Origin of the sequence: Caulobacter ginsengisoli, from assembly GCF_030814835.1 — a bacterium.
GTDB classification, from domain to species: Bacteria; Pseudomonadota; Alphaproteobacteria; order Caulobacterales; family Caulobacteraceae; genus Caulobacter; species Caulobacter ginsengisoli.
In genome coordinates this window covers 220,327-229,627 of record NZ_JAUSVS010000008.1, presented here as the reverse complement: position 1 = coordinate 229,627, position 9,301 = coordinate 220,327, and the positions used below count along the sequence as shown (strand labels likewise).

Below are 9,301 nucleotides of genomic sequence, written 5' to 3'. Positions count from 1 at the left end.
GGCATCCCCAGCCTCCTTCCGAAGGCCGGAAAACTGTCACGGATGTCCCCGAACGCTTGTCACGGATGTCTCCGGTCCAAACACATCGAGGAGGAAGGGAGAAGTAAGGCTAGCTCAAATTCAAATCCGTCCGGCCGCCCATGTCCGGCTGCTTGCCCGTGGCGCTGGCCTTGGCGAGTTCCCAGGCGTAGCGGATCGGGCCCTGTTCGGAGATCCACACCCGGGCGTCCTCGCAGGCAAATTTCAGCAGGCGGATGCCGGGATCGTCGCGGCCGTGGGGGAACCAGGCGGCGACCATCGGGCTCCAGTACCGGTCGAGACGCGTCTTGTCCTGCTCCAGGGTCAGAAAGCCGGAGATGCAGGCCTGCAGCTCGCGGTCCCGGGCCTGGACGACGAACATCGCCTGGCGCCCGTTGGCGGCGTCGCGGGCCAGGTCGGTGGTCGCCGAGGTGAAGAACCAGATCTCGCCGTTGTCGGGCTCGGCGAAGGCGGTCATCGGCTGGAAGTGCTGGGGCGGGCCTTCGACCAGGCCCAGCATGCCGAACCGCCCCTTGTCGATCTCGCGCCAGAGTCGGGTCTCGACGGCGGCGCGGTCATGGGTGTCGGTCGTCATACGCTTACTCCTTGTAGAACAAGGAGAACTACTCGCGCCGAGGGAGGTTCCTGGACCTGTAGCGCTCTTTGAGTTGGATTGGCCCGGATTTGTTTTCCATCGAATCGGAAGGAGGCCCGCCATGAACACACAGCCGCGACTTCCGCGCCTGTTGGTTGCTCTCACCCTGCTGAATCTCGCCATCCTTGGCGTAAGCGTCACGCGACAGGCGACCGCCGCTCCGGCGCCCGTCGCCGACGGCATACTCCGGGGTCGCGGCCTGCAGATCGTCGACAGCCAGGGACGGATCAGAGCCAGCATCGCCCTCTATCCGGCCGCCCGGCAGACGGACGGCTCCACCTATCCGGAAACCGTGCTGCTGCGGCTGATCACCTCGGAAGGCCGTCCTGTGGTCAAGCTGTCGTCCTCGGAAGACGGCGCCGGCCTGACCCTCTCGGCCGCCGAGGGCCGGGCCTACGCCCAGATCATGGCGCGCGGCGGCGCCCCCCAGCTTGTCCTGGTGGACGGCGGGGGACGGCAGAGCTCCAAGCGGCCCTAGCAGCAACGGGGCTTCTAGACCCCGTACCGGGCTCTGAACGCCGCCATGGCCGCCGTGGCCTCGGTGACGTAGGTCTCCAGCACCTCGGCCTCGTCCGGGCCGTTGGTGAAGATGAAGAACTGGTCGGCCTCGACCTGGTCGACGATGCGCTGGCCGGCGGTCTCGGCGGGCAGGCCATGGGCCATGGCGCGGGCGCGCTCGGGCGGGGCTTCGCGGGGGCCGCCGAAGGCCGGCTGGCGGTTGCGGAAGGCGTTCCAGATGTCGGTGGCGACCAGGCCCGGGCAGACGATGCCGGCGGAAACATTGGTCTCGGCGAAGTCGCGGCGCATGGCGAGGGAGTAGCCCATCACCGCGTGCTTGGAGCTGGTATAGGCCGCCGCGACGCCTCCACGGCCGGTCGGGGGCAGGCCCAGGCTGTGCTCGGAGCCGGTGTTGACGATCCGGCAAGGCAGGCCGCTTTCCAGCATGCGCGGGGCGAAGGTCTTCACCCCGTTGACCACCCCGAACAGGTTGACGGCCAGCACCCAGTCCCAGGTTCGCTTCTGCGTGCCGTGGACCGTGCCGCCCGCCCCGATGCCGGCGTTGTTGAACAGCAGCTGGACGGGCCCGCCCCAGCGATGCTCGGCCACATCGGCGGCGGCGGCCCATTGCGCTTCGTCGATGACGTCCAGATGCAGGCCGCTGGCGTTGAGACCCTCGGCGGTCAGCCGCTCGGCCGCCTCCATGGCCCGCTCCGACTCGATGTCGGCGATAACCACATTGGCCCCGCGCCGGGCCAGGGCCGAGGCGACGCCAAAGCCGATGCCCGAGGCGCCGCCGGTGATGAAGGCGTTGGCGCCCCGGATTTCCACCTCAGAAGCCCAGCAGCCTGGCGTAGCGGTCCTTGTGGAAGCTGGCCCCGCCGAACAGGGCCTCGGCGACCCGGGCCCGCTTCATGTAGAGGCCCGCGTCATGGGCGTCGGTCATGCCGATGCCGCCATGCATCTGGACCATCTCGTTGGAGACCAGATGGATCAGTTCGCTGGCCTTGCACTTGGCCAGTGAGCAGGCGGCCCGCACGTCGGAGGAGCCGGAATCGATAGCCTCCAGAGCGGCCTCGACGCAGGAGCGGGTGGTCTCCAGGTCGGTGAACATCTTGGCGGCGCGGTGCTGCAGGGCCTGGAAGGTCCCGATCACCTGGCCGAACTGCACCCGGGTCTTCAGGTAGTCGAGGGTGATCTCGAAGGCCTGGGTCGCCTGGCCCAGCATCTCGGCCGCCAGCCCGGCGCGGGCGCGGTCGAGCGTCTGGTCCAGCAGGCTCCAGCCGTTGTCCAGCTCGCCCAGCACCGCATGGGCGCCCAGGTGGACGTTGTCGAAGCTGATCTCGGCCGCGCCGCGGCTGTCGATCAGGGCCAGATGCTTGCGGGTGACCCCGGCCGCGTCGCCGGGAACCAGGAACAGGGTGATCCCGTGGGTCTCGCCCGGCTTGCCGGCGGTGCGGGCGGCGACGATCAGCAGGTCGGCGGCCTCGCCATCGATGACGAAGGTCTTCTTGCCGTTCAGCACATAGCCGCCGTCCGCGTCCTTGGCCTGCAGGGCGGTCCGCTCGGGCGCATGATGGGGTCCTTCATCGACGGCCAGGGTGGCGACGATCTCGCCGGCGGCGATCTTGGTCAGCCATTCCTGCTTCTGCGGCTCGGCCCCGCCCAGCATCAGGGCCGAGGCGGCGGCCAGGGCCGTGGAGACCAGCGGCGAGGCGGTGAGCGTGCGGCCGGTTTCCTCCAGCACCAGGCCCAGGCTGAGATAGCCGAAGGCCGAACCGCCGTACTCCTCGGGAACGATGACCCCGGCCCAGCCCATCTGGCCCATCTCACGCCAGACGGCGGGGTCGAAGCTGGCGCCCGAACCGCTGTCGCGCAGTTTGCGCAGGGCCGTGGTGGGCGAGGTATCCTGCGTCCAGCTCTTGGCCGCATCGCGCAGCATGGTCTGTTCTTCGGTCAGGACGGCCATGTCAGGCGAACTCCTCTAGGGTGGTGTGATTGACGGCCCAGGTCAGGGCCTGTTCCAGACGGTCGTTGCCCCAGAAGAGCTCGCCGTCGGCGGTGATGAAGCTGGGGGCGCCGAACACGCCCCGTTCGCGGGCCTGGGCCACGTGATCCTTGAGCCGGGCCTTGACCGCGTCCGACTGTGCGGCCGCCAGGGCCGCGTGCGGCGCGCCGCCGGCCTCGGCCACGAGTGGAGCCAGCACTTCTGGATCAGAAATGTCCTGGTCGGCGACGAAATTGGCCTCATAGACGGCGCGGCTGAAGCTGGGGGTCCAGCCCTCGTCCAGCCCGGCGATGGCCACCCGCGCGGCCAGCAGGCTGTTGCGCGGGAACTGGCTGGGGTGGTTGAGCGGCAGGCCCTCCTGGTCGCAGATCCGCGCCAGGTCGCGCCACATGTATTCGCCCTTCACGGGGACGACATTGAACGGGCTGTCGTTCAGCCCCTGCTGCTCATGGAAGAGGGGCCCCAGCAGGAAGGGCCGCCAGTGGATGACGACGCCGGCCTCTTCGGCCAGGCGGCTGATCCGCATGCAGGCGGGATAGCTGTAGGTCGAGGCGAACTCGTACCAGAACTCGATGGCGCCGGCGGTCATTGGTGATCCAAAAGGCCGAGGATGCGCTTGGCGATGATGTTGTTCTGGATCTCCGACGAGCCGCCGTAAATCGTCACGGCCTTGCCGCCCAGCCAGTTACGCACGGTGGTCAGCTCGTGCTTGGCGAAGGCCTCGCCCTCCCAGCCCAGGCCCTGGACGCCCAGGATCTCGATCATCAGTTCCGAGCGCTCCTGGGTGATCCTGGCCCCGACGTTCTTCATGATCGAGGTGGCGGCGCTGGGGCCCTGGTTCGACTTGGCCTCGGCGGCGGCGCGCCGCAGGGTCAGGCCGAAGGCGGCCTGGTCCATCAGGTGGCTGGCGATGCGGCTGCGCAGGTCCGGATCGGCGACGCGGCCCTGGTCGTCGACGCCGACATATTTCTTGGCCAGTTCATCGACCGATCCGCCGGCCCCGAACGTCCCGGCCGAGGGGCTGGAGGCTCCCCCGCCCATGCCGCCCGACAGGTTCTCGCGCTCGAACTGCAGCAGGCGCTTGCCGATGGTCCAGCCGCCGTTCAGCGGGCCGACCAGGTTTTCCTTGGGCACCTTCACGTCGGTGAAGAAGGTCTCGCAGAAGGGCGAGACGCCGTTGATCAGCCGGATCGGCCTGACCTCCACGCCCGGCGTCTTCATGTCGAAGATCACGAAGCTGATGCCTTCGTGCTTGCGCGAGAAGTCGGTGCGGACGAGGGCGAACATCCAATCGGCCAGGTGGCCGCCCGAGGTCCAGATCTTCGAGCCGTTGACCAGGAAGTGGTCGCCCTTGTCGTCGGCCCGCGTTTGCAGGCTGGCCAGGTCCGAACCCGCGCCCGGCTCGCTGTAGCCCTGGCACCAGCGGATCTCGCCCTTCACGATCGGGGGGATGTGGCGCTGCTTCTGCTCTTCCGTGCCGTACTCGAGCAGGGTGGGGCCGAACATCATCACCCCCATGCCGCCGATGGGGTTGCGGGCGCCGATGCGGGCCATTTCCTGCTGCAGGACGCGGGCCTGGGCGCGGTCCAGGCCGCCGCCGCCGTACTGGGCCGGCCAGGTGGGCGTGCCCCAGCCCTTGTCGCCCATGGCCTTGATCCAGGCCTTCAGGTCGGGGCTGGGCTCGGTCCCGACCATGGCCGCCGACTGGTCGGCATGGGCCAGGCTCCCCGGGAAGTTCGCCTCAAGCCACGCGCGCGCCTCGGCGCGGAAACCCTCGATGTCGCCGCCGTCCGCCATCTGCGGTCCTCCCGGTCCTACTGATGGTCCAGCAGGCCCAGGACCCGCTTGGCGACCACGTTGAGGTTGATCTCGCTGGTGCCGCCCTCGATGGAGTTGGCCTTGGCCCGCAGCATGGCGCGCGGAGCGCCCAGCTCGTCGCCCGAGAAGCCGGGGCCTTCCCAGCCCAGGCCCTGCAGGCCGAGCGCTTCCATCATCAGCTCGGTCCGCTCCTGGTTCATCTTGGCGGCCGCGTACTTGATGATCGAGGTGGCGGCGCTGGGGCCGGCATTGGCCTTGGCCTCCATCTCGGCGCGGCGGACGGTCAGCATGAAGGCCGCCGCGTCCATCTTGTGGGCGGCGATACGGCTGCGCAGGTCGCCATCGAGCAGGCGTCCGTCGTCGTCGACGCCAACATGCTCCTTGGCCACGTCGATCAGGTCGAACCCGCCGCCCGTGCCGCCAAAGCCGCTGGCCGAGATGTTCTGGCGTTCGTACTGCAGCAGGCGCTTGGCGATGTCCCAGCCGCCGTTCAGCTTGCCGACCAGCTGGTCCTTGGGGACCTTCACGTCGGTGAAGAAGGTCTCGCAGAAGGGCGAGGAGCCACTGATCAGCTTGATCGGCCGGGGCTCGACGCCCGGGCTGGTCATGTCGAACAGGATGAAGCTGATGCCCTCATGCTTCTTGGTGGTGTCGGTGCGGACCAGGCAGAAGATCCAGTCGGCGTGGTCGGCGTAGCTGGTCCAGACCTTCTGGCCGTTGATCAGGTAATGGTCGCCCTTGTCCTCGCACCGCGTCTGCAGGGAGGCCAGGTCCGAGCCCGAGCCCGGTTCGCTGTAGCCCTGGCACCAGCGGATCTCGCCGCGCACGATGGGCGGCAGGAAACGCTGCTTCTGCTCCTCGCTGGCGTATTCCAGCAGCACCGGCCCCAGCATCCAGATGCCGAAGCTCATCAGGGCCGGCCGGGCCTTGATGCGCCGCAGCTCCTGCTCCAGCACCTTGGCCTGTTCCTTGGTCAGGCCGCCGCCGCCGTACTGTTTGGGCCAGGTCGGGGCGGTCCAGCCCTTGGCGCCCATGCGGTCCAGCCAGAGCTTGACGTCGGGATTGGAATAGCTGGCGGTGCGACCACCCCAGGGCGCGTCGTCCTCGCCCATCGGCTCGTTCAGCGAGGAGGGATAGTTGGCCTCAAGCCAGGTCCGCGTCTCGGCGCGGAAGGCATCGAGTTCGGTGGCGCCGAAGTCGGCCATTTGCATCCTCCCAATCAGGCTTTGGCCCAGCTTAGCGCCCGTCCAAAGCCGAGCAAAGCCGGATCAAACGATTGTTCGAAGATTCGGTATCTTCAGGGCGTGGGCGGTGTCGTCGGATTGAGAATCTCGTCGTCCTCGCCGCGCGCCAGATCCTCGGCGGCGTCGTTGTGCGAGACTGCCGCCACGGCTTCCTCGCCGGCGCCGGGCTTCTTGCGGGTCTTGAGTCGCAGCGCATCCTTGGCGTTTTCGCCCTGCTCGCCGAAGACCTCCCGCAGGTGCAGGTCGCGCTGGGGCACGGGGATCTCGAAACCGCCGGCGCGCAGGGCGTCCTCGATGGCCCAGGTGTAGGCGGCGTTGGCGGCGTTGGGCCGCTTGACCGCCTCCAGGGTCGGCCAGACCACCAGTTCGAACTGCAGGGCGCTGTCGCCGAACCCCACCAGCCAGACCTGGGTGCGGCGCACCGGGGTGTCGTCCAGGGTGAAGGGGACGTCGTGGGCGGCCTTGAGCACCGCGTCGCGCACCGCCTCCTTGTTGACGCCATAGGCGACGCGGAAGGGCACATGCAGCCGGCGGGTGCCGTTCTGCAGGGTCCAGTTGATGACCGGCGACTCGATCAGCTTGCTGTTGGGGACCAGCACATCGAGGTCGTCGTTGTTGCGCAGCCGGGTGGCGCGGGGGCCGATCTCGGCGACGACGCCGCGTTCGCCGGTCTGCAGTTCCAGATAATCGCCGATGCGGACCAGGCGGTCGAACAACAGGACCAGGCCCGAGATCAGCTCCTTGACCACCCCCTGCAGGCCAAACCCCAGGCCCACGCCCAGCGCGCCGGCGAACAGGGCCAGGGAGGAAAGATCCAGGCCGATCGCCGAAAAGCCCATGATTAGCCCGACAATGATCAGGCCGTAGGTCGCCAGCTTCTCGACGATGTAGATGCTCGGCGCCGCCAGGGGAGAGCGTTCGCGCAATCGTTTGAACACCCGGCCGGCGATCCGCGCGGCCAGGAAGGCGGCGGCGACGATCACCAGGCCGAACAGCAGCCCGCCCAGCGTCACCGTCGACTTGCCGAGCGTCAGCAGCCGGACCCCGTCCAGGGCGTGCAGTCCGCGCGGCAGCAAGTCTTCAGGCATGGCCCCAGACTGACCCGCGTCGCGGGCCTGGGGCAAGGGCTGCGACCGGCTGGCCCCTCTTGCCCGCCGCGAAACAGGCTATAAGGCGTCTCAAGTCTAGGGGTGGTTCGGGAGCTTCATGGTCAGTCCGCGCGATTTCCGGCCGGCCGCCATGGCCTTGGCCCCTGTGCTGGCCGCTGGCGCGGCGGCCGGGGGCGGGCTGATGCTGCTGGCCTCGGGGGCGACCCCGACCGAGCCCACCCGCATCCGCGAACTCTTCCAGCTGCTGGAAGACCTCTATGCCCCGCCGATCCTGGTCGAGGTCAGTCACTTCGTTTCCTCGATCCTGGGCCTGATGCTGGTGCTGCTGGCCTTTGGCCTGCGCAGCCGGCTGGGCGCCGCCTGGATGGCCACGCTCGTCACCCTGATTGCCGCGGCCCTGCTGGCCCCGTTCAAGGGCTTCAACTGGGAAGAATCGGCGGTGCTGCTGGCCCTGGCGGCGCTGATCCTGCCGTTCCGCGAGGCCTTTCCGCGCCAGGCCCGGCTGTCGAAGATCGAGATCGCCCCGGGCTGGCTGATCTCGGCGCTGATGGCCGTGCTGGGGGCCGGACTGCTGGGCTGGTGGTCGTTCGCCAACCGCAGCTATGCCGACCAGACCTGGTGGCGGCTGATGGCCGACGCCGACGCCGAGCGCGCCATCCGCTCCTCAGCGGGGGCGGCCATCGTGCTGCTGGGCATCGGGGTCTGGCGCCTGTTCGCCACCCCGGCCACCCCGCCGGTGGCGGGCGAGGACGACCCGGATTTCGCCCGGGTGCGGGCCATCCTCGCCAAGGCCGAGGCGGCCGAGCCGGAATCCAACCTGGCCCTGCTGGGCGACAAGCGCTTCCTGTTCTCGGAGTCGGGCGAGAGCTTCCTGATGTTCGGCGTGCGGGGCCGCTCCTGGATCGCCATGGGCGGGCCGGTCGGGCGGCGGGACGAGCGGATGGCGCTGCTGTGGCGGTTCCGCGAACTGGCCGACGCCCATGCCGCCCGGCCCGGTCTCTACAGCATCGGAACCGACGACCTGCCCGAGGCGGTGGAGCTGGGCTTCGCCATCCAGAAGACCGGCGAGTCGGCCATGGTGCCGCTGGAGGGCTTCTCCCTGCAGGGCCGCCGCCGCGAGGTGCTGCGCCGCAACTGGCGCAAGGTCGGGGAGGGCGGGGCGACCTTCGAGGTGCTGCCCCCCGGCGCCGCGTCGATGGACGAACTGAAGCGAGTGTCGGACGCCTGGCTGGACCTGCATGCCGGCGGCGAGAAGGGCTTTTCCCTGGGCGGGTTCGAGCCGCGCTATGTCCAGGAGTTCCCGGTCGCCGTGGTGCGCCAGGACGGGGCGATCACCGCCTTCGCCACCCTGTGGACGACGCCCCTGCGCGACGCCTTCTCGATGGACCTGATGCGCTACTGCGGCTCCTCGCCCAAGAACGTCATGGACTTCCTGTTCGTCGAGCTGCTGCAGTGGGGCCGCGAGGCCGGCTACCGGTGCTTCGACTTCGGCATGGCGCCCTTGGCCGGGCTGGACGACAGGCCCTTGGCGCCCCTGTTCTCGCGGGTCGGGCGACTGCTCTTCGAGCGCGGCGAGGACATCTACAATTTCCGCGGCGTGCGGCGCTACAAGGACAAGTTCGACCCGGTCTGGCGGCCCCGCTACATCGCCGCGCCCCTGAAGTGGTCGATCCCCATCCTGCTGGCCGATGTCGGACTGCTGTCCTCGGGCGGCATGGCGGGGCTGACCCGGCGGGCCAAGCGCGAGGAACCGCCGGAGAAGCTGTCGGACGCGGCCTAGGGTCCGTACTCAAATTCCGCTCATCCCCGCGAAAGCGGGGACCCAGGCTTTTTGCTGTTGAGGGCGGTTCTGACGGGTCTGGGCGGCTGCAAGGCTGCAACGAAAAACACCTGGGTCCCCGCTTTCGCGGGGATGAGCGGATTAATAGCGATGCTAAGCTCTTGAATTGTC

At 68.8% G+C, this 9,301-nt stretch carries 9 protein-coding genes; 2 read left to right on the top strand and 7 right to left on the bottom strand.

Annotation, left to right across the window (positions count from 1 at the left end):
• Window positions 1–109: 109 nt before the first annotated feature.
• Entirely contained in the window at window positions 110–613 is a 504-nt protein-coding gene (locus QO010_RS18600) for a pyridoxamine 5'-phosphate oxidase family protein (protein ID WP_307351652.1), read from the bottom strand.
• A 121-nt stretch (window positions 614–734) separates the two neighbouring features.
• Here QO010_RS18600 and QO010_RS18595 point away from each other — a divergent pair, with 121 nt between their 5' ends.
• Window positions 735–1,151 carry a hypothetical protein gene (locus QO010_RS18595; RefSeq protein WP_307351649.1) on the top strand — a complete coding sequence of 139 codons (417 nt, stop codon included), beginning with the start codon at window positions 735–737 and terminating at the stop codon, window positions 1,149–1,151.
• A 14-nt stretch (window positions 1,152–1,165) separates the two neighbouring features.
• Here QO010_RS18595 and QO010_RS18590 read toward each other — a convergent pair whose 3' ends face one another.
• The 6 genes from QO010_RS18590 to QO010_RS18565 all read right to left on the bottom strand — a co-directional run bounded on the left by QO010_RS18590 (window position 1,166) and on the right by QO010_RS18565 (window position 7,329).
• On the bottom strand, window positions 1,166–2,002 hold the full coding sequence (locus tag QO010_RS18590) for an SDR family NAD(P)-dependent oxidoreductase (protein WP_307351648.1): 837 nt from the start codon (window positions 2,000–2,002) through the stop codon (window positions 1,166–1,168).
• Between the two features lies 1 nt (window position 2,003).
• Window positions 2,004–3,140: an acyl-CoA dehydrogenase family protein gene (locus QO010_RS18585; RefSeq protein ID WP_307351646.1), complete on the bottom strand. Its 1,137-nt coding sequence runs from the start codon at window positions 3,138–3,140 to the stop codon at window positions 2,004–2,006.
• 1 nt (window position 3,141) lies between these two features.
• On the bottom strand, window positions 3,142–3,768 hold the full coding sequence (locus tag QO010_RS18580; RefSeq protein ID WP_307351644.1) for a 2-hydroxychromene-2-carboxylate isomerase: 627 nt from the start codon (window positions 3,766–3,768) through the stop codon (window positions 3,142–3,144).
• On the bottom strand, window positions 3,765–4,976 hold the full coding sequence (locus tag QO010_RS18575; protein ID WP_307351642.1) for an acyl-CoA dehydrogenase family protein: 1,212 nt from the start codon (window positions 4,974–4,976) through the stop codon (window positions 3,765–3,767). Before QO010_RS18575 ends, QO010_RS18580 begins: the two co-directional genes overlap by 4 nt.
• Window positions 4,977–4,993: 17 nt before the next feature.
• Complete coding sequence (locus tag QO010_RS18570; RefSeq protein ID WP_307351640.1) at window positions 4,994–6,202, bottom strand: acyl-CoA dehydrogenase family protein; 1,209 nt, start codon at window positions 6,200–6,202, stop codon at window positions 4,994–4,996.
• Window positions 6,203–6,294: 92 nt separating this feature from the next.
• Window positions 6,295–7,329 carry a mechanosensitive ion channel family protein gene (locus QO010_RS18565; RefSeq protein WP_307351638.1) on the bottom strand — a complete coding sequence of 345 codons (1,035 nt, stop codon included), beginning with the start codon at window positions 7,327–7,329 and terminating at the stop codon, window positions 6,295–6,297.
• Between the two features lie 151 nt (window positions 7,330–7,480).
• On the opposite strand from QO010_RS18565, the gene QO010_RS18560 reads away from it, so the two are divergent.
• Window positions 7,481–9,130, top strand: a complete 1,650-nt coding sequence (locus QO010_RS18560) for a phosphatidylglycerol lysyltransferase domain-containing protein (protein WP_307351637.1) — start codon at window positions 7,481–7,483, stop codon at window positions 9,128–9,130.
• Window positions 9,131–9,301 lie beyond the last annotated feature (171 nt).

Bases quoted from the DNA above. Each gene is read 5' to 3' on its own strand.
- QO010_RS18575 (WP_307351642.1), bottom strand. From the start codon at position 4,976: ATGGCGGACGGCGGCGACATCGAGGGTTTCCGCGCCGAGGCGCGCGCG.
- QO010_RS18580 (WP_307351644.1), bottom strand. From the start codon at position 3,768: ATGACCGCCGGCGCCATCGAGTTCTGGTACGAGTTCGCCTCGACCTAC.
- QO010_RS18570 (WP_307351640.1), bottom strand. From the start codon at position 6,202: ATGGCCGACTTCGGCGCCACCGAACTCGATGCCTTCCGCGCCGAGACG.
- QO010_RS18560 (WP_307351637.1), top strand. From the start codon at position 7,481: ATGGCCTTGGCCCCTGTGCTGGCCGCTGGCGCGGCGGCCGGGGGCGGG.
- QO010_RS18600 (WP_307351652.1), bottom strand. From the start codon at position 613: ATGACGACCGACACCCATGACCGCGCCGCCGTCGAGACCCGACTCTGG.
- QO010_RS18585 (WP_307351646.1), bottom strand. From the start codon at position 3,140: ATGGCCGTCCTGACCGAAGAACAGACCATGCTGCGCGATGCGGCCAAG.
- QO010_RS18565 (WP_307351638.1), bottom strand. From the start codon at position 7,329: ATGCCTGAAGACTTGCTGCCGCGCGGACTGCACGCCCTGGACGGGGTC.
- QO010_RS18595 (WP_307351649.1), top strand. From the start codon at position 735: ATGAACACACAGCCGCGACTTCCGCGCCTGTTGGTTGCTCTCACCCTG.